We start from the raw sequence: 20609 nt of genomic DNA, 5'->3' as shown, positions 1-20609 counted from the left end.
GCTTGTCAGGCAGCAGTCTCATTTAAGTGCGACATATCCCCCGAAACACGAGGTGCGTGTGTTCTAAAACAGTGATGCAACACTTTGAACGATTGCCCAGCCGAGAAAAGTTGCTGGTACGCTAAGCGCTGCAAGCATGATACCGAGAAACACATAGGCCGCCTCATTGGGCGAGCGCTTTGTTTGTTCCGGAGTCTTATGCCATTGGGCAGGAACGCCATCGAACATTGTATAAATCCTCCTTCTCCCTCAACTTGATTATTGATGAGTGGGTGATTTGTTCAAGTCAAAATAAATGTATGTATTTATTGATCTTATTTTGCTATAAGCGGCGCAATTCGCGGAGGAGAGTGCATGGTTATTCCGCGTCAGAAGTGATTTTGACGAGTTATATATTTGATATAAAATAATTTTACTTTTTTATTGTAAGTATCGTTATGTCGGAAATTTCAAGAATATCTGAAAATTCGTTTAGTGATTGCATTTCTCTGCGTCAAAATGGCACGCAAAGGTCATTTCGGTTTTATCGGTGCCATCCGTTGTGAGTTATGCTCAATAAAAGTTGTTGGGGAAATAGCGCAGATAGAACTCCGTGAGCGTGCCTTTCAGCTGCAGGGCCTGAAGAGCATTGTTGAAGGCACTGACAAGAGGAGCGTTCTTCTGTGCGACAGCAATGCTGAGACCGGAGCCAAGATATTGCGGTGCGAGGTATGCGCCGGCTGTAAAGCTGCAGCAAGCATGGCCTTCAGGACTGTTCAGCCACAATGAAAGTGACATGCCGTCGTGGAACACCGCGCTGACCCTACCGCTCTTGAGATCAGCGAGCATGATGGACGCGTCAGGGTACGGTTTGGCGACTGCTTGAGAAAAATAGCTTTTTAGTAGTTGCTCGTGGGCTGATCCTGCAACCACGCCAACGGTTTTGCCTTTTGTGGCCGTAACTGCATCGTCATTAAATGCACCCGCATTGGTCGTCGCAAATCGCGCAGGCAATCGCATATACGAACGCGAGAAAGCAAATTGATCGCGATTTTCTTCGGTGGGTTTCCACCCGGCTATAATGGCTTCTGCTTGTCCGCTAAGCAGCCGCTCTTCGAGTTCATTCCATGGGACCGCTTCAATCTGACAGATGTCGTCAACACCCAATTGACGACAGAGGGCTTTGGCTAGGTCGACATTGTAGCCGGAAAGCTGTCCCTGATCGCCAAGCATGTTGAATGGGGGGAAATCAACAGTTGTGAGGAACCTTAACCGATTGAGCGCCTGCAAGGACGGTAACTGCAGGCGTTCTTTCTGGTTGATGAAAGATGGAGCCTCTGGCTGTGCATCTGAGGCACAGGCACCATGGGCGCCACACGCGAATGCCAGCGCGACTAGCAGTCTTGGAAGGTAGCGTTTCATGAGCTGCTTTTGCCATTTTCTCTATAATTTCACGTTAACTGAAAAATTGAGCGGCGCGCAATATTCAATGAAGGTTCAATGAAAATAAAGACAGAAATAATTTTACAGTATATCGAATTCATACTGTAATTTTATATCAAAAAATATATAATAAAATAACATAAAAGTAAATTAATAAATTTAAAATATTGGTATTAATTATCTATCTTGTTCTATAAGTAATGAACCGATTCTATTAGAACTGGAAATATACGGTACAATATCAGTCTGATGGGAGCGATGTGGCGTTTATATATATGTTGCTTGTTATATATAGTATAATTATCAATATTTAGCATCTTATTGAGTAGAATTTGTTCAGAGACTTGCCGTATCGGAACAATTAAATTATAAACAGATTGCCGATCTTCTCATATTTAAATTCACAAGACAGGAATTAACGCTTCGTTTTTCGCTTATTGCAAAAATAAATCATTATATTTCAATGATATTGAACAGTTATATTTCCTAGTTGAGACGGAAGCAGTTATCTCTACGTTGCCTCGTCTGAAAATCGTATTCGCACACTTCGAGACCATACTCTCGCGACGCCACACTTGAAGAGCCGAATACGGATCTGCACGCCGGCACTTTTAAAACAAATCATGCGGCACTGGCATCTGAAGGATCTGATCGCACGGGCCCATGAAATGACGGCGGAGTCGCTTTCGGCAGCAGGCGTTCTCGATACGCCGCAGGCATTTGTTCTCAATCCCGATATACTGAGTGTTGATTTCGATGTCGGCCTGGCGGGCACTATGGCAGCTGGTACGTGTGCGTCATCTGTGGGAAAAGACACCGCACCAGCCAAGTCTGTTTTACATTTCCGCGATTGATGAGGTGAGGAATGTAGAGCCACGCCCGATGATCGATTGATCCTCGGCCCCGATTGCCTGTAGGTCCCGGCCATCATAGGGCAATGTCAAAAGGATACGCCGGATTGCAGCCAGTCTGGCGCGCCGCTTGTCATTGGAGCGAATGATCGTCCAAGGTGAGTAACCCGTATCAGTCCTCTCAAGCATCGTGTGCAAGGCTTCGGAATAATCATTCCAGCGGGAAATGCCTGCCACATCCATTGGTGAGAACTTCCAGTTCTTGAGCAAGCTATGGCGACGCTCGTGAAAGCGCTTGAGCTGCATTTCCTGACCGATATCCAGCCAGAATTTGAAAAGGTGGATGCCGTCCGTAACGATCATACGCTCGAAATCTGGTGTTTCTGTCAGGAAAGTTTCAAGCTGCGTCGGAGTGCAGAAACCCATCACCCGTTCCACTCCTGCACGGTTGTACCATGAGCGGTCAAAGGTAACGAACTCGCCGGCCGTTGGAAAATGAGCGACGTAACGCTGGAAGTACCACTGCCCCAGTTCAGTTTCTGTGGGCTTCGGCAAGGCGACATTGCGTGCGGTTCTGGGATTCATGAACTCGCGGATTGTAAAGATGGTGCCCCCCTTACCGGCAGCGTCTCGTCCCTCAAAAACGCTGATGACGCGTCCGCCCGTGTCCTGAAGCCAATATTGAAGTTTGACGAGTTCGATCTGAAGCCGCTCCAGCGTTTCTTCATATTCGTCCGACTTCATCTTGGAGGGATAAGGATATCCGCCTGATTGCAGTGCGTTGTTATCGATCCATTTCGGCAGCTTCGGATCGTTTATGTCAAACGACCGCGCCTCACCTCCAATTTTCAGGTTGATTGGCTTGTCGCTTGATTTTGCCTCATCTTTTTTGTCTTTCTTTTTGTTAGCTGTCTTCGAACTGTCACCCACGGCAATTCCCTTTCGTTTATATCAAAGCATGATATGGGCTGTTTGGAAGTCGCGTAAAGGACGTTCGAACATTTCCGGTTAAAGTCGATGCCACAACCGCAGAAGGAAGCAGCATGAGCGAGGCAGGCAACCATACCGATCCAGAACCACCTGCTGAGAAGTCGATTTTCGAACCACTTCTCCGGGTCAAGGGCGTTTTGATTGCCAGCATGGTTCTTGCCGTCTGCGTGTCGGCTCTTGATCTTCCGTTCTGGTTTCGCGCCGGCCTGTTGGCCGTTGTCGTGCTCGGCGCTGTGTGGCTTTCAAGCGAAGTTGCGGGCAGCGAGCCAGACGAAGAGCCGGTGAAGACTGTGGTACCCAACGAAATGGCGGGAGTGTCCGGCGAGCGTCTGGCCGATCTCCTGGCTGATCCGTTGGTCGTCTTCGATCATAGCGGCACCGTATTGTTCACCAATTCTGCGGCGCTCGAAGCGTTCCAGTCATTGGAAACCGGCACAGCGCTCTATCTACGGTTTCGGGCACCGGAAATGCATGCTCTCATTCAAGGTGTAATCGCAGACGGCGAAGCGCGTAGTATTGATTATTTTGAGCGCGTCCCGATTGATCGCTGGTTTAAAGCCATGGTCAAAGCCTTGCCGGGTAAGGATAGTAGGCCTGAACTTTTCGTCTTGCTGTTCCGGGATCAGAGCGAAACGCGCCGCATTGACCGTATGCGTTCGGACTTCATAGCAAATGCAAGTCACGAACTGCGCACGCCGCTCGCCTCGCTTCGAGGGTTCATCGAGACGCTGCAAGGGCCAGCTCGAAACGACGCAGCTGCGCGAGATCGCTTTCTGGATATCATGCAGAAACAGGCCGAACGCATGTCGCGCCTGATCGATGATCTTTTGTCCCTGTCTCGCCTTGAAATGCGGGCACATCTGGCGGTCAATGAATGTATGGACATGACGTCCATCCTCAATCATGTTGCTGACACACTGACGCCGTTGGCTGCTGGTCTGGATATCAGTATCGAGCGCCAATTGCCGGATCATCCCGTGAATGTTACAGGCGCGCGTGACGAGCTCATTCAAGTGTTCCAGAATCTCGTTGAAAATGCTTGTAAATATGGGCAGGCGGGCAAACGTGTCATCGTAAAGCTCGATGAAGACTATAGTGGCAGCTTGCCGGAAGTCGTTGCATCTGTTCAGGATTTTGGCCCGGGTATTGCCGCTGAACATTTGCCACGTCTGACGGAACGTTTCTACCGGATCGACGTGGAAACGAGCCGGGCTCAAAAAGGTACCGGCTTAGGGCTTGCGATCGTCAAACATATCCTCGCGCGCCATCGTGGTCGGCTGGTTGTTCGCTCACAAATGGGCGAAGGATCGACCTTTACTGTGCGGCTGCCAAAGCGAGCGGCGTAAGCTTTATCGAAATTTACGCAGCAACTGCCATTTCAATGGACGCAGCTTTTTATAGAACGGAGTTGCACGCATTCTTCCCAGTGCACGGACGAGGATGAGAGATATGCGTCCTCGGAGTGTGACCGGGCGAATATAGTCCCGCAGGAGCGTTGTCTGGTCGCAGAGCTCAGTTTTCCAGGCTTCGTCACCATAGCCAAGATCGAAACTGGTGTAATCCTGCGCCTTCAGTTCGGATAACAGACGCAACATCAGTACTTTCCCGGGTGAAAACCTGCCCCAGTCACCGTTTTCGAATGTTGTAATCATCGCACAATAGTGGCCATTGCGGACGATGCTCCACATCGTAGCCAATATTGTTTCACCAACTTTCAGCGCCGAAAGATGCAAGGCATCACGCTGGGCAAGCTCGTCTGTCACCTCCTCGAAAAAACGAAGCTTTTCGGGATGGGCATCGAAACCAGGAACCATGGTCTCCTCAAAACGTCGTTGTTTCTGGCGCAACATGACCTCCAGAACTAATCGTCTTTCATCTGCGGTCTGCGCGATAAAGAATTGGCATCCTTCCATCCGGCGAAGCGCTCGATCGCGCTTCTTTAAATTACCGATACTTCGTATGGAGCGCTCTATCTCGTCCAAGGGACGTGTCAGGGAGATGGCATGTGCGGATGCGCCAGAAGGCAGGTTTGTCACCAGCCACAGAGGGTTAGCAGAGCCTTCAATGCGCTCCGGCATTTTGCAAAGCGCAATGGTATCATGCGAGGGGACTGCGTCTGTAACAGCATTGAGGATAAGTGCTGCCGTTTCGTGTGAAAGCTTCGCTGCTGCTGGAAACACGATGGGCGCGTTATAATCACTCACGCCGTCATCGATGAATGAAAGCACCCTGAAGCCGTAGATATGTGTAACAAAGAGCGGCAGAAAGAGAAGTGGGGTGCCATCGGACTTGCGAACTTCGGTCAGGCATAGCTGCACTCCGGGTTTCTTCCCGTAGGTTGCTTCCCAAACTTTCAGGAAGGATTTGGACTGAAAGACAAAGAATGTGGCACCGGTTCTATCGTTGGCATCCGGCCAGTTGGCGGATAGCTGTTCCGTACTGCTAAAAACGCGGATGTCAAAATTATTGATCAGCATAAAAGTCTTTCAGAATCTCCCAGTTTGGGAAATTTTAATTATGTAAGTGCACCGAATCTTATTTTATAGTTGAAGTGTTTAGTAGATTTGAAATCTAAGAAAACTATGAAATGCTGGCTTGATTGGCTTCTACCAGTTGATCGCTTCGCATGTGCTTGCTCCCAAATAGGTCGACGATGTCTGTTTCGATTATCATCAAAACTCTGAACGAAGAAAAGCGCATCGCCGAGGCCGTGGAGAGTGCTCTGAAGGCTTTGCCCGGCGGAAAAGTGGAAGTAATCGTGGCGGATAGCGGATCCACGGATCGTACCATAGCGATAGCACAGTCTTATCCGATCAAGATTGTGCAGATCGAGCCCCCCGCGCGGGCCAGCTGTGGTCTCGGTCCACAACTGGGCTTTCAGTATTCGACGCAACCCTATATCTGCCTGATCGATGGCGACATGATAATCGAGCCTGATTTTCTGCCGGCAGCTCTTGATTATCTCGGCAAGCACCCGGATGTCGGCGGCGTAACCGGCCATGTCGTGGATCAGATTTTGGAAAGTCTGGAGTTCCAGCGTCGCGCGAAGCGGTATTCGCCCGAAGCACGAACAGGTGACATCGATCGCATGAATGGCGGCGGACTTTACAGGCGCAGCGCAATCGAGCAGGCGGGATATTTTTCAGATCGCAACCTTCATGGTCACGAAGAGTTTGATGCGGGAGTTCGCCTGCGCAGCAATGGCTGGAAACTCTATCGTCTGGATCGCCCTTTTGTGCAGCATTTTGGCTATACGATGAACGCCTATAAACTTCTGGTTCGCCGCTGGAAAAGCAAATATCTGCGTGGAACCGGCGAGGTGTTACGCGCCGCAATGGGACAACCGCACCAGAAAAATCTGTTCCGTGAACTGCCGGAGTTACGGCTCTGGGGGGCGGTCTATCTTTGGTGGTTGGCGATCTTGGCGGTTCTCATTTTCGTGCCGGGATGGCCGCTGGCAGTTCTGGCGGCAACCGTGATTGCCGTGGTTCCGTTCGCGGCGATGTCCATTCGGTCGCATAGTATCGAACTTGGCATTTATGCGGTGGTTGCATGGATATTTCATGCAGCTGCACTACCGCTTGGCTTTTTTCAAGCACGCCGCAAACCAACCGACTGGATTGAAAGCAAGGTTATAAGAGAGCCGTGATGAAAATCCTGCGACTGGCCATATTCGTTTCACTTATAGGCCTCGCAACGTCCGGCGCTGGTGCCGAAGAATGGCTTCCGGTCACAGAAAACAATCTCGAAATTTCCGATGGAAGTCCTCTCGACTTTTCAAGGTTTCTGCCAAATGCCTACATTGGAGAAAAAAATCGTTTGATTGCGAATGCCGATGGGCGTTTCGCACAGGCCGACAAACCGAACCGAGCGCTGCGGCTGCAGTGTGCCGCGATTGCGTGGGGACCACCATCATCCGGCGTGGTAGATCACGCCTTCATTGATCGATATGTGCGACAGCTTCGCCTGCACGGCTACAACATAGCCCGATTCCACTTCGTCGACGCCGACTTGATGCTTGGACAGGGGCGCGATTTCGATTTCCGGTCGGAAGCTCTCGACCGGATGCGCTATCTCATGGCCGCACTCAAACGCGAAGGCATTTACTGGATCATCGACGGACTTACTTCCGAAAGCGGCGCTTTGGGTGGAAAGGACACTGATCGTTGGGGGCCTGAAGGCAATCTGAAACGCCGGGCCTATGTGGAAGACGAAGCATTCGAACATTGGCTGCGCTTCCAGAAAGAAGTTTACGCGACGATCAATCCGTATACTGGCCTCAAACCTCTAGAAGACCCGGCGCTTGCACTAATTATTCCGTTCAACGAGAATGGTATCGAATTCACGAGCTTTGTGCACGAGCACGATGACGGAGTCACATTTTGGCCCGGCTATCGTCCCGCGTTCAATGCATTTCTGAAAAAGCGTTATGCGAATAGCGCCGCCTTGTCACGAGCATTGGGTGGTTTGGCATCCGATGAAAATCTGGAACAAGAAACCATCCAATTGCCTGAAAGCCGTAGCGGCGGTGGGAGACGGCTTCGGGATTTTCAGGCTTTCCTCGTTGAAAGTGAACGTTTACTGGCGCAGCGTATGGAGCAGGGGCTACGTGATCTTGGCTATCGCGGTCTAGTCGCCCCATATAACAACTTGTTCACCGTACAGACAGCTCTTTCAAGACAGAACCAGAAAGCGGTGGTTGCCAATACCTATCAAGACTGGATCGGCACCCTCCTCCCTGGAACGGAGATCAGGCATACGAGTTCGATTGCCGACACAGCATCTTATGTCAGTGAGATTGCTGCCGGACGCTGGCTCGGTCGACCTTTTCTTGTGACAGAATACGAACACCTGTTCTGGAACCGCCATCGATATGAAGCGGGTTTGGTATTGCCGGCCTATGCCGCTTTGCAGGGCTGGGACGGTATCTGTCGCCACGGGCAGGGGCCGCTGACGCTCGCGTTTGATGAGGCGGCTCCATTCCGTCAGCGCATCGTGCCCTACACTTTCGCAGTAGATCCTGTCGCGCGAGCTGGCGAAACACTGGCATCACTTCTGTTTCGCCGCGGCGATGTGGAAACCGCAGCTTTCAATGTGCCGTTCATGATGCAAGGTGAGGTGAGCCTTGGTGAATCGCTTGAGTTTCGAGAGCCCGCTCGACTGAAACCGCTGGCACTTGTGGGCGGAATTGGCCTTGCCTCGAACGAACTGAGGTGGCCGCGAGGCTTGCAAAAAGACGTCGCAGTCGAATACCGGAATGTATCGCTCGATAACGTGTTACAGCGCCTCAAAGCAGCAGGACTTCTTGCGGAAGACAACACGACCAATCCCTCACAAGGAGTTTTTGAAAGTGCCCCCGGTCAAATCCGTCTCGATCAAAACAAGCTGCGGATGCAGGTTGTTACGCCTAAGACTGAGGCCATTGCCTTTGCTGCATTGAAAGATCGCATAACTTTGAGCGAACTATCTCTCGGTAATGCCGAGGAGAGGGGCCTGTTTGCTGTTTCGGCAATTGACGAGAAGCGATTGAAGGACAGTGAAAAGCTGCTGATAATTTTCGTCAGCGACGCCCGTAATACCGATATGCGTTTCCGTGATAAGGCAGAGAAAATCATAGAGGATTGGGGGCGACTGCCGGTCACTTTGCTACGCAATCGAGTGGACGTGATTCTGGCACAAGACACGGTTTCATGGACACTTTCGCCTGTCGGTCTTGATGGAAAGATTCATGAAAAGATTGCTGCCGGATCTGGCCCCATTGCTTTCCGGCTGGATAATGGAGCTGGCAAAGCGGGGCCGACCACGTTCTTCCTTCTTGAACGGAAGCTTGCAGCTCAATAGAAGTCCGTGGACAACCTACTCCAGCTTTCGCCGGCGAGTCCGCCAATAAAGATATCATTATGCTGAACGGCGTTCAGCATATCAGTGTTTGCTGTGGCCACACAGACATTGGCTTTCAGGCGAAAGAACATGATCGACTGCTGTGAAAGTGCATTGAGATAGCGCGGGTCAACCCTGCCTTGTGCCGCGATATGTCCCTCATCTTGCAGGTGGAGCAGCATCGCATCGACGGCATGTTTTTCCATTCCGGCTTTTGCGAGGATGTTTAGAACTTCTGCAATGCCATTGGGGCGAACGTAGTAACAAAAAAAGCCGCTAGGACTGCCGGTGCGGTCGTTGATCGCACAGAACCGCAAGGTACCGGCGGCCTGATTGTCTGACGCCATCACGAACAGCCAGTTGATGTCGCTTTCTGTCCAAGCTGGATGGGCCGAATAGCTCTGCAGGTAACCGGGAACCAGAGATATGGCTTCTTCTTTCGCAATTTCCTTCACATTCGCCCGGGGCTTGGTGGCTCTTGTGATCGCTGGAATGGGGAAAAGCGGGTTGAGCATTCTGCCCACTGAACTGGTAGCCCATCCGCCGAGGATCGGACGCCGTTCGGCAACGTAGCTGGCCACATAGCTGGCAGCTCGGAATACGCGTGTCCATCCGAGCCCATGTGTGCTGAGTGTGACTCCCCCGATTGCTTCGGAATGTTTGAGGCTCACCGGCGCAGCACTGTCGGTGAAGTTGAGTATCTTTTCACTTGGACGCAAAGTGAGTGTCAGTTCGGCGGCGCCACGCGGCGACATTTCCGGCTTCATCATGAAAGCGCAAAGCAATCGCCCCATGATCGATTGGCCCTTGACCCTATACGGAATGGGCAGGACCGAGATCGCGCTATCGATCTCACCGTGCTCGTCCTCATGGACCACGCTGCCAATCGCAGGGTCGTAATAGGGGTTTTCAAAAAAGAACTTCTGAAAATACTGATCGAAAGTCTTGTCACATGACTTTGAGTGCGGACGAAAAACTTGCTGAAACAGCGTGCGGACAGCTGGAATATCGTTGATGCTCATCGCACGCACACGCCGTGATTTTCTGTCATTTGCGGATGTCGAAATATGCGCCATCTAAGCCCCCAATTGCTTGAAACCGCCCTTTTTCTCTTCTGCGTCGCGACTCTGGCGAACGAGGTAGATAACGCATCCCCACGATGCCAACACAATACTGATTTCAATTACGTAAATGGCAGCGAAAGTTCCTGTAATAGGTGCGTACCAGGTGGCCAGCGCCAGAAGCGGTGCCCCGAGAATGTTGCCTGTATTCAGGACTGCCGTGCGATAGCTGTGTTGGCTCGCAGCACCCAGAAGATCGACCGCTATCGACCACAGCGCAACAAACACGGTAATCCAGCAAAGTGTTCGGCAGAAGGAGACCAGCGTGTCATATTCACTGCCGAACAGATAGGGCAGATATGGCGCAATGATAAAGACGGCGAGCGAGGTGAATATGCCTATGGCGAATGCAGCACCGAGCAGACGCATTGTGATCGGTAGAGCATGATGGATACCGTTTGCGCTGGCACGAGCCAGATGCGGGTAGACGAGACGGTTCATCGCCTCGACAGTCAACGCGCTGCTGTCGATGATGCGGCGCGTAACACCGTAGCTGCCGACAACGCTTGGCGGCATCAAGGTCCCGAGTAGCAAAAGGTCGGCATTCTGGCGCACTGCCTTGAAGATGAATTGCGATGCGAACATCATGCCAAGCCGCAGTTCGTCGCGCACGATCGTATATTGTGGCTGACCGAGCCTACGCAGAAACAAAGCGTAAACCACGGCAACCAGTACATGGACACCAAACTGCCAATAGGCCCATCCGACAACAGTGGAGACACCGAATACAAGGCACGCGATGGCAGCGGCGATGGTGCGCGCGACAGCAAACCCGACCACGGAAAGATTGGCGGATATGAAGTCGGTATGTGCGATGTAAATCTGCTCGACCAGCAGGATTAGGCGCACCAGTACAATATTCGTGACAAGGAGCAGGAATAGCCCAACCAGATTTCCGGAAAATTCAGGAGTACTGCTCAGCCAGAACGGCAAAATCAACAGTCCGGCGGCGACGAGGATAACGCCGGTTATTGCGATCAGAATGAGATTGTGGCCGAGCATTGCCGGATAAATCGCCCGATCCTGCGCCACGCGACGGACGAGACATTCCGCTCCGCCAAGGCCACAGATGAAGGTGGCGATGCTGGTTACCGCCATGACAGTCACGAACAGACCAAACTCGTGAGAGCCGAGGTAACGCGCCAGAATAGCGAATGTAAAAAGCTGCGCGATGTTTGCCGCAAAGAGGCTGCCGCTAGAAGCTGCGTAGGACAGTAATGTCGACCAATGGCGTTTCAAATTTTCATACCGAATTTCGGGCTGCTCGGGCCAGCGTGCCTCTGGGAGAATGGAAGACGCTTGGAATTTCAAGAGGAGGTTATGGCAGAGAACAGGATTATTTTCCGTAAAGTTTCCGGTGGTGAGGTAAATGCTTCATTTTGTCTTAATCCCGAAGAATATGGGGTGCCAAGCATGTTGACTGAAATTTATCAGAAACTGCGTGAGTAAATGACCATCATTTGCATTTTAGTGACACTGTTGTAGATGATTGCCTTTCATTAACCGAATTTTTTAATCTTTAAGTCTAAGGAAAACAGTAGCGCAATGTTTGCGCTATTGAGTGAACTTTAGGGACGACTAATGTACACCTTGCGCGACCTCGCTTCGAAAGCACGGGTAACGGAGACCGCCAGTGAAAATCTGATTCCCGTCGATGACCGGCTTCGTGCCGTTCGCAGCGAAACGCATACCGTTCACGAAGAAAAGATCACTGAAACAAACGCCACCGCAAACAAGGGGCTGATGCTGCCTGAACTTGACCTGTTCGAGGCGATTGCCTGGATGCGCGCGCGTTGGATTTTGATTGCAGCGCTGGCGATAATCGGCGGTTTGGCGGGGCTTGCTTACGGCATGACGGCAAAGCCACGCTATACGGCCTATACCGATTTGCTGGTTCCACCATCAGGACTTCAGTTGCTGCCCAACGATGTCTATGCCCAGAGCCTCCAGGCCGACAGCCAGATTCTCGACATTGAAAGCAAGATGCGCATCTTGACCTCCGGCAACGTCCTGCGGCGGGTTGTGACGGATTTGAAGCTGAATGAGGATGAGGAGTTTGTTCCCCCGCCGCCGGCTTTTGATCTTCGGGCTATGTTGGGGCTCAGCAAACCGACGGGGCCGAAAGACGATACGTTGACCGCGGTTCGAGCATTGTCGCAGCGGATTAGGGTTGCGCGTCCTGAACGATCCTATCTGGTTACGATTGCGGTCTGGACCGATAATCCTGAGAAATCGGTACAAGTTGCGGATTCTCTGGCCAATGCCTTTCAGGAAGAAATTGCACAGGCGGATGCCGATGGTGCAGGACGCGCTGCTTCGGCTCTGTCCGAACGTTTGGCCTCACTGCAGAAGGCCGCAACTGAAGCGGAAGAAAAGGTTGCAGCGTTCCGTAGGGCACATGGTCTGCAGACCGCGGGTGGCGAACTCGTCAGCACCCAGTCGATGACGCAGATCAATTCCAAACTGGTCGATGCCAAGGCGCGGCTTGCCGAAGCAAGCACGCGTTATGAAGAACTGACGAGGGACACCGGCAGTGCCGTCAGTCCAGCAAGTACTTTGCAGTCATCCACGATGACGAATTTGCGCGGACAATATGCATCGCTAAAGCAGCGCTACGATGCTCTGGCCATGACGTACGGGCCGCGTTATCCGGAACTGATAAATACGGAACGTCAGCTTGCCGGTCTGGAACAGCAGATGGCGCAGGAGCGGGCACGTATTCTGCAATCGGCCAAGGTTGACCTCGATCAGGCAAATGCTGTCGTTGTCGCTCTAAATGCACAGGCAGCTTCCGCACGTTCTGCTGTCGCACTCGACAATGATGCCCAAGTTCAGCTTTCGGACCTTGAACGTGACATGGCAGCCAAAGTAGCGATCTACAACACATTCCTGACCCGCTCTTCGGAGACCAGTCAGCGCCAGCAGCTTGATGCCACCAACATTCGGATCATTTCGACTGCCATCCCTCCGATTGGTCGCAGCTGGCCACCCAAGACCGTGGTGTTAGGAGCCGCAGGCGGCGTTGCCGGAATGGGGCTTGGTGTAGTTCTCGCACTTGGTTTAGGCTATCTAGGCGCGTGGCGCCGAAACCGTGTGGATATGGCCTGACTTGACCAAACTATCGGTTCATTAACGTGAGGAGATACAGTCGTCAGTCGTCGGGGGCGCGCTTTTTCTCTGTATGTTCTCATTCATCTGGATAAGCGCCTGTCCCTATCCAGATATTGGCGTTGTCACCGGCGCAGTTCATCAGAATACTGATGCCTTAGAGCCCGTATCGGCCGGCACGGGCTTAGTTACTGTGAGCACCGGAACGTCGTCGCCTTAAATTCGCATAATTCTCTTTTGCGAGTATGATGATCAATGCTGGTGTTATCGGTTTAATTCTGACACTTATCTGGGTAACGGCCTTTCCGCGTCGATATATTAAGGAAGCGGAAAGCACAGATGACGATCCTATATTAACGCTCCTTTATATTCGCCTTTGGCTTTACGGATTATACATGTCTTGTATGAAAAATACGTTCTTCCAGAATGATGGGGCATTGTGGTTTTGTATAATGATTGCTGTCTTCGGATCGCGTGTGCAGGCAAAGGCGGGGCTTGACTGAAACGGCTTTTGGGGGAGCTGGGGCAATGATGGAAATGGATAGTCTCGACAGGGCGCGCAGTCGCTTGGAATGGTATGCCATTCGGCTGAACGATAGTATCAGCCGTCGGTTTCCGTTGCGTCCGTTCTGCTTGCCGACGAACGAGCGGATCATCACCTTCACATTCGATGATGTGCCCGACACGGCAGAGAGCGCCGGGGCTACTATTCTCGACAAGTACGGGGTCCACGGTACTTTTTATATTGCCGGCAATCTGGTTGGCACTAAAGAAGCCACAAGGAACCTGATCACGCAGGAAGGGTGCGGGAAGCTGGTCGAGCGAGGGCACGAATTGGGGTGCCATACCTATAACCATCTCAAGGTTCCTTACTTCGGCGCCCAGGAAATAGTGTCCGACCTTGATCGCAACACTGCCTATCTCGATGCATTTGAGCCTGATCGTGTCGAACCGCGCAATTTCGCGTATCCGTATTGTGCATCTTCCATGATGTCGCGTCGGCTTTTTGCTGATCGTTTCGCAACATGTCGCGGCGGTGGCAACCGCATCAATCGCGGCATGATCGACCTTGCTTTTTTGCAGGCCGTTGAAATCAGGCAGCCTGATGACAATGCTGCACGCCAGACCCGCTGGATCGATGATCTGAATACCAATCCCGGCTGGCTCGTTTTCTATACCCACGACGTTAGCGATACGCCGACCGAATTCGGCTGCAGGCCGGAGACATTTGAACGCCTCGTATCTCACGCAGTGAGAAGTGGAGCGGCTATTCTTTCTGTTCGCGAGGCTTTGGCGCGCCTTGGCGCACAACGAGGTGCTGCTTGACGCATCTAAATGATAAGGAACATCGCCTGCTGGCGATCAACAACTACTTTTATCGGCGCGGTGGCGCTGAAACTGTTTTTCTCGACCATATAAAACTGTTTTCTGAGATAGGCTGGCAGACAGCCCCTTTCGCGATGCAGCATCCGGATAATTTTGCATCCGACTGGTCTTCCTATTTCGTTTCGGAAATTGAATATGGCCGGGAAAGCAGCTCGCTCACCAAAGTCGTGCAGGCGGGCAAGATCATCTATTCATGGGAAGCGCGCGACCGCATCAAGGCGCTGATCGAACGCTTTCGCCCGAACGTGGCGCATGCACACAATATCTATCATCATTTGTCGCCGTCGATTTTTCCGGTACTGAAGCAATCCGGTGTGCCGACGGTTATGACGGCACATGATCTAAAACTGGCATGTCCGGCCTATAAGATGTTGTCACACAGCCAGATCTGCGAACGCTGCAAGGGCGGACGCATCTACAATGTGGCGCTTCACAAATGCATCAAGGATTCCACCGCTCTTAGTGGACTGGTTTTGGTTGAAACCGCAATCCATCGCATGCTCGGCCTTTACCGCAATACACTTGATCGCATCGTCGTGCCGAGCCGCTTTTATATAGCGAAGCTAGCCGAATGGGGCTGGCCGGAAGAGAAGCTGGCCTACATTCCCAATTTCGCTCATACCGACAATCTCAAACCTTTTGCGGATGAGGGCGATTATTTCGCCTATGTCGGAAGACTTGCGCCCGAAAAGGGGGTCGGTACTCTCATTCATGCAGCGGCTGTTGCGGGACAGAAACTTGTTATCGCAGGTACCGGGCCTGAAGAACAATCACTGAAAGCGATTGCCGCTAAGGCGGGCGGCGATGTCACATTCGCGGGCTACGTCTCGGGTGAACGACTGCATAGGCTGATCGGAGAAGCAAAGGCGCTCGTTCTTCCGTCTGAATGGTATGAGAATGCCCCGATCAGCATTCTGGAAGCCTATGCGCTTGGGGTGCCAGTAATCGGCGCCAACATTGGCGGAATTCCTGAAATGATTATCGAAGGCGAAACCGGAATGGTTTCGCGTGCTGGCGATATCGATAATCTCGCCTGTGTTCTTGGCGAATTTGCGAGATTTTCCCCACAGGTACGGCGCAAGATGGGAAATGTAGGCCGGGTCTGGGCTGGCAACGAATTCTCGCCACAGGCATACAGAAACCGCACGCTGGAACTTTATGCCGAGTTAGGGGCGCTTTGATGGTCCGAAACGATAAACGACCTCGCGTCATTATGCTGGGCCTGCGTGGTGTTCCTAACCTACAAGGCGGAGTGGAAAAACATGTCGAAGAGCTCGCCCGGATCTATGTGACAAAGGGTTGGGATGTCGAGGTCATCGGACGTCGTCCTTACCTTGAAAAGAAACAGCCTTATGTATGGCAGGGCGTGCGAGTAACGCCGATCTGGGCACCGACTTCCATGAAATTCGAGGCGATTGTCCATACGGTTCGGGGCGTGCTGCGGGCAGGGTTCAAACGTCCGGATGTTCTGCACATTCACGCAATCGGTCCGGCGCTCGCTGTTCCGCTGGCACGTCTGCTGGGGTTACGTACGGTCGTGACGCATCACGGATTTGACTATAATCGTCAGAAGTGGGGGCGTCTTGCGCGTACGATGTTGAAGCTTGGTGAATGGTGCGGGATGCGTTTTGCAAATGCACGTATCGCTGTGTCCAACAACATTGCGCAAACCATGCAACAGCATTACCACGTGCCGCTCACATTTATCCCGAACGGCGTCACACTGCGTCCTGCCTGCCAAGACAAGACGTGGTTGGAAAAACATGGCCTGATATCAGAGCGATATATCGCTCTCGTGGCACGAATTGTTCCAGAGAAACGCCAACTCGATCTCATCGAGGCTTTTGCAAAACTTTCGGATCCTTCTTTGAAGCTGGCCCTCATCGGTTCAGCGGAATATACTGCCGAATATGCCGGAACCGTCCGCGCAAGAGCTGATGCTGTGCCAGGCGTCGTTCTGACGGGGGCACTTCAGGGAGAAGAGCTTTCGGCCTTGTTCAGTCAGGCGGCATTATTCGTTCTGCCATCCAGTCACGAGGGCATGCCGATCGCTCTGCTGGAGGCGATGGGGTATGGCTTGAATGTACTGGCAAGCGATATTACCGCCAATGTCGAAGTGGGGCTTTCGGAGGAGAGTTACTTTCCGCTTGGCAATGTCGACGCATTGAAGAATGCGCTGCGGCAAAAGATCGATAATCCGTTGACCAGCAAGCAGTCGCAAGAAATGATCGACTCGATCGCGCGGGATTACAGCTGGAGCGGGATCGCTGACCGCACGCTGGAGGTTTACAAGTCCACTTTGAAATAGAACGCATCCCGAAAATTGTGGGATGGCTTTCAGGACAAAACGCGTGCGGACCAAAATAAAGGCCCCGGTAGCTTTCGCTCCGGGGCCGGATAATCTCAATTCTCGTGTTTGCCTTAACGAGCCCGACGGCGTTCTGCAGTCGGCTGGAAAGCCAGACGTGAATGATAGCTGCAATATGGGCTTGATTCACCAGATTCATGACCGCAGAAATGAAAGTCTTCATTCAGCGGGTCGCCAATCGGCCACTTGCAGGTACGTTCGCTCAGTTGCAGCAGTGAGAGGCGGCGCGAGATAGGCACCACTACATCTGAAGCCGGTTTGACCACTCTTTCCGCAACGGCGTCTACGGCGTAATCCATCTGAAGTGCAGTAGCGCCAACCGTCTTGGTGACAGTAGCCGTACGCATCGTCGTTGTATGCACGCCGGTTGAATGGTGTGCTGCAGGACGTGGCACTGCGGCAACCGTGTTGACCTTCTTGCTGCGAGGAGCAGCGGTCGTGGTTTTGCCACGGCCCGAAAGCTTCAAACGGTGCACTTTGCCGATCACTGCATTACGGCTTACGCCGCCAAGCTGTGCTGCGATCTGGCTTGCGCTCAAGCCTTCGCTCCACAGTTTCTTCAGTAGTTCGACGCGTTCGTCTGTCCAGTTCATCGCCCTGGGCTCCAATCATTTTCGTTATCCGGAATCCACCAGTGTTCTCGGATTGCTCCAAGCGCAAACACCATATCTATCCGGGTGACTAGGTCCGCCGCACGAAATGTAGCTTTAATCTCTAAAAAGAAACTACAATATCCAACGACTCCATGACAAGGGATAGCCCTGTCATGCAGATTCCATTTTTATGGTTTTCCCCAACTTGGGTGCCAAAGACGGTTTTTCTTTGATCCAGCGTCGAAATTTTGCACGCAATTGGTCCTGAACTGAAAACCCGGATTGTTTCAGGATGGAACATCGCCAACTTGCGAAGCGGATATGCCGTCTGGCAGCCTCAGCCGAGGAGAGGTTTTTCTCTATATAATGTGGACGCTCGCGTAAAGTCACCTTCGACGGGAGAGTGTTACAATAACCCGAAAATGCATGAACTCATGTCGAAAGATGGCCTTCAAACCTTGCTTGCTTTGATTGACATTTTTTATATGAACGCCAATATACACGCGAGATAAATGTGCCGCCCTGGGGGCGGTTTTTTATTTCTGCCAGGGGCTCAGGTGAGGAGCATGAGCTATCTGGGCCATTCCTTTCATGTCTCATTATATTTTTGTGGCAGATGGGGATGGAATATTGGGCGTTTTCGAAAGGTGGGAACCGTTTCGAGTGCCTGAGGACTGTTTACGGGAAACACAGCTTTGCCGATGCAACTGGGCAAGCTGCTAAAAAGGGCTTTGGAGGCCTGACGCTATGACCGACGCTACGACCGTGCAACCGCTTTACGACACCTATAATCGTGCGGCTCTGCGCTTCGAGCGAGGTGAGGGCATCTGGCTTATTACCGAAAACGGTGAACGTTATCTCGATTTTGCTGCCGGTATTGCCGTGAATTCGCTTGGTCATTCGCATCCGCACCTGGTGGAGACGCTGAAGACCCAGGCAGAAAAGCTTTGGCATCTGTCGAATGTCTACGAAATTCCGGCGCAGGAAAAGCTAGGACGGCGTCTTGTTGAGAGCACCTTCGCCGACAAGGTCTTCTTCACCAACTCTGGGGCCGAAGCTCTCGAATGCGCGATCAAGACCGCGCGCCGCTATCAATATGTAAGCGGTCATCCAGAGCGTTTCCGCATAGTGACCTTTGAAGGCGCCTTCCATGGTCGCACATTGGCCACGATTGCAGCTGGCGGTCAGGCGAAGTATCTCGAAGGTTTTGGCCCGAAGGTCGACGGTTTTGATCAGGTTCCGTTCGGTGATGAAGCGGCGCTGCGCGCAGCCATTACTGATGATACCGCAGGTATATTGCTTGAACCTGTGCAAGGCGAAGGCGGCTTGCGCGGTTTCCCCGAAGGATTCATGCGCATGCTGCGCCAGATCTGCGATGAAAAGGGTCTTCTGCTAATCCTCGACGAAGTGCAGACCGGGGTTGGCCGTACGGGTAAGCTGTTTGCGCATGAATGGGCTGGTATCAAGCCGGACATCATGGCCGTGGCCAAGGGCATCGGTGGCGGTTTCCCGATGGGGGCCTGCCTTGCGACCGCAGAAGCTGCCAAGGGCATGACGGCTGGTGTTCACGGAACGACCTATGGCGGCAATCCGCTGGCCATGGCCGTCGGCAATGCCGTGCTTGATGTTGTTCTGGCCGATGGCTTCCTCGAAAATGTCCAGGCAACTGCTCTGGTTATGAAGCAGGGGCTCGCCTCCGTCATCGACCGCTACCCGAATGTCGTTTCGGAAATCCGTGGTCGCGGTCTGCTGATCGGCATCAAGTGCGTTGTGCCAAATACCAGCCTCATTCAGGCCCTCCGTGACGAGCATTTCCTGAGTGTCGGCGCTGGCGATAATGTTGTTCGTCTGCTTCCGCCGCTGGTTACGACGCCGGAAGAAGCCCGCGAAGCGCTGAAGCGCATCGAAACGGCGGTCGAACGGCTCGCAACTGCAAATCCGATCAGCAAGACGGCATGATATCATGACTAACGATAACGGGATCAAACACTTTATCGACCTTTCCGCTGTTCCGGCGTCGGAACTTCGCGCTATCATGGAAGACGCCAAGGCACGTAAGGCCCGCCTCAAGGCGGGAGAAATCGAACGACCTTTCGCCGGCAAGGTGCTTGCGATGATCTTCGAAAAGCCTTCCACGCGCACGCGCGTGTCGTTCGATGTCGGTATGCGCCAGCTCGGCGGCGAAACGATTATGCTGACTGGTTCGGAAATGCAGCTCGGGCGCAGTGAAACCATTGCTGACACGGCGAAAGTTCTGTCGCGCTATGTTGATGCGATCATGATCCGCACCACATCGCATGAGCGCATGTTGGAACTTGCCGAATATGCGACCGTTCCGGTTATCAATGCACTGACGGACGATACGCACCCTTGTCAAATCATGGCTGACGTTCTTACATATGAGGAACATCGCGGCCCGATCAAAGGCAAGACCTTTGCCTGGATGGGGGACGGTAACAACGTCCTCCACTCGCTGGTTGAAGCTGCGGCGCGTTTTGATTTCAACGTCAATATCGCAACGCCGGAAGGCAGTGAACCCAAGTCGCAATATGTCGATTGGGCGAAAGCGAATGGCGCGAGCATCATGTCTACCATCGATCCGGAAAGAGCGGCGAACGGCGTAGATTGCATCGTGACAGATACGTGGGTTTCGATGGGGCAGGAAGATCATGCCCGCGGCCACAACGTTTTCATGCCCTATCAGGTCAATACGCGACTGATGGCAAAAGCTGACCCGAAGGCGCTTTTCATGCACTGCTTGCCTGCACATCGCGGCGAGGAAGTGACGGATGAAGTGATCGATGGACCGCAATCGGTCGTATTCGACGAGGCGGAAAACAGGCTCCATGCCCAGAAAGCCATTCTGGCCTGGTGCCTGCAAGGAGCATAA

General features: G+C 52.5%; 16 protein-coding genes and 1 pseudogene. 10 read left to right on the top strand and 7 right to left on the bottom strand.

Annotated elements, in window-relative coordinates; translation table 11 throughout:
• Positions 1-63 precede the first annotated feature (63 nt).
• On the bottom strand, positions 64-228 hold the full coding sequence (locus tag AAE521_RS05885; RefSeq protein ID WP_167375541.1) for a hypothetical protein: 165 nt from the start codon (positions 226-228) through the stop codon (positions 64-66).
• 324 nt (positions 229-552) lie between these two features.
• Entirely contained in the window at positions 553-1401 is an 849-nt protein-coding gene (locus tag AAE521_RS05880) for a transporter substrate-binding domain-containing protein (RefSeq protein ID WP_342060724.1), read from the bottom strand.
• Between the two features lie 738 nt (positions 1402-2139).
• Here AAE521_RS05880 and AAE521_RS26735 point away from each other — a divergent pair.
• Positions 2140-2316: pseudogene (locus AAE521_RS26735) on the top strand (glycosyltransferase family 2 protein); the annotation flags it as partial.
• On the opposite strand, the gene ppk2 reads toward AAE521_RS26735, so the two are convergent.
• The gene (gene ppk2, locus AAE521_RS05870) at positions 2259-3203 is read right to left on the bottom strand and encodes a polyphosphate kinase 2 (protein WP_071631946.1); all 945 of its coding nucleotides are present in this window, start codon (positions 3201-3203) and stop codon (positions 2259-2261) included. The pseudogene AAE521_RS26735 and the gene ppk2 sit on opposite strands and share 58 nt — an antisense overlap.
• A gap of 113 nt (positions 3204-3316) precedes the next feature.
• Between ppk2 and AAE521_RS05865 the strand changes: the two genes are divergently transcribed.
• A complete protein-coding gene (locus tag AAE521_RS05865) occupies positions 3317-4609 on the top strand; it encodes an ATP-binding protein (protein WP_071631947.1) in 1293 nt (430 codons plus the stop codon).
• Between the two features lie 3 nt (positions 4610-4612).
• On the opposite strand, the gene AAE521_RS05860 is transcribed toward AAE521_RS05865, so the two are convergent.
• Entirely contained in the window at positions 4613-5740 is a 1128-nt protein-coding gene (locus AAE521_RS05860; protein WP_342060723.1) for a GNAT family N-acetyltransferase, read from the bottom strand.
• Between the two features lie 176 nt (positions 5741-5916).
• On the opposite strand from AAE521_RS05860, the gene AAE521_RS05855 reads away from it, so the two are divergent.
• Positions 5917-6912: a glycosyltransferase family 2 protein gene (locus tag AAE521_RS05855; RefSeq protein ID WP_342060722.1), complete on the top strand. Its 996-nt coding sequence runs from the start codon at positions 5917-5919 to the stop codon at positions 6910-6912.
• Complete coding sequence (locus AAE521_RS05850; RefSeq protein WP_342060721.1) at positions 6912-9104, top strand: glycoside hydrolase; 2193 nt, start codon at positions 6912-6914, stop codon at positions 9102-9104. The genes AAE521_RS05855 and AAE521_RS05850 overlap by 1 nt, the downstream gene beginning before the upstream one ends.
• Here AAE521_RS05850 and AAE521_RS05845 read toward each other — a convergent pair.
• On the bottom strand, positions 9098-10219 hold the full coding sequence (locus AAE521_RS05845) for a hypothetical protein (protein WP_342060720.1): 1122 nt from the start codon (positions 10217-10219) through the stop codon (positions 9098-9100). The two genes, AAE521_RS05850 and AAE521_RS05845, sit on opposite strands and share 7 nt — an antisense overlap.
• Positions 10220-11503, bottom strand: coding sequence for a lipopolysaccharide biosynthesis protein (locus AAE521_RS05840; RefSeq protein WP_071632016.1), 1284 nt, complete (start codon positions 11501-11503; stop codon positions 10220-10222).
• A gap of 342 nt (positions 11504-11845) precedes the next feature.
• On the opposite strand from AAE521_RS05840, the gene AAE521_RS05835 reads away from it, so the two are divergent.
• From AAE521_RS05835 to AAE521_RS05820, 4 genes are all read left to right on the top strand, one after another.
• Positions 11846-13372 carry a GumC family protein gene (locus tag AAE521_RS05835; RefSeq protein ID WP_342060719.1) on the top strand — a complete coding sequence of 509 codons (1527 nt, stop codon included), beginning with the start codon at positions 11846-11848 and terminating at the stop codon, positions 13370-13372.
• Positions 13373-13900: 528 nt separating this feature from the next.
• Entirely contained in the window at positions 13901-14698 is a 798-nt protein-coding gene (locus AAE521_RS05830; protein WP_342060718.1) for a polysaccharide deacetylase family protein, read from the top strand.
• Complete coding sequence (locus AAE521_RS05825) at positions 14695-15939, top strand: glycosyltransferase family 4 protein (RefSeq protein ID WP_071631954.1); 1245 nt, start codon at positions 14695-14697, stop codon at positions 15937-15939. Before AAE521_RS05830 ends, AAE521_RS05825 begins: the two co-directional genes overlap by 4 nt.
• Positions 15939-17066: a glycosyltransferase family 4 protein gene (locus AAE521_RS05820; protein WP_071631955.1), complete on the top strand. Its 1128-nt coding sequence runs from the start codon at positions 15939-15941 to the stop codon at positions 17064-17066. The genes AAE521_RS05825 and AAE521_RS05820 overlap by 1 nt, the downstream gene beginning before the upstream one ends.
• A 113-nt stretch (positions 17067-17179) precedes the next feature.
• Here AAE521_RS05820 and AAE521_RS05815 read toward each other — a convergent pair whose 3' ends face one another.
• Positions 17180-17719, bottom strand: coding sequence for a GcrA family cell cycle regulator (locus tag AAE521_RS05815; RefSeq protein WP_071631956.1), 540 nt, complete (start codon positions 17717-17719; stop codon positions 17180-17182).
• A gap of 747 nt (positions 17720-18466) precedes the next feature.
• Between AAE521_RS05815 and AAE521_RS05810 the strand changes: the two genes are divergently transcribed.
• Entirely contained in the window at positions 18467-19678 is a 1212-nt protein-coding gene (locus AAE521_RS05810) for an aspartate aminotransferase family protein (protein ID WP_342060717.1), read from the top strand.
• Positions 19679-19682: 4 nt separating this feature from the next.
• On the top strand, positions 19683-20609 hold the full coding sequence (gene argF, locus AAE521_RS05805; protein ID WP_071631959.1) for an ornithine carbamoyltransferase: 927 nt from the start codon (positions 19683-19685) through the stop codon (positions 20607-20609).

Source organism: Brucella cytisi (assembly GCF_038433355.1).
In the GTDB taxonomy this organism is placed as follows: Bacteria; Pseudomonadota; Alphaproteobacteria; order Rhizobiales; family Rhizobiaceae; genus Brucella; species Brucella cytisi.
This window is presented reverse-complemented; position numbering and strand designations above follow the sequence as displayed.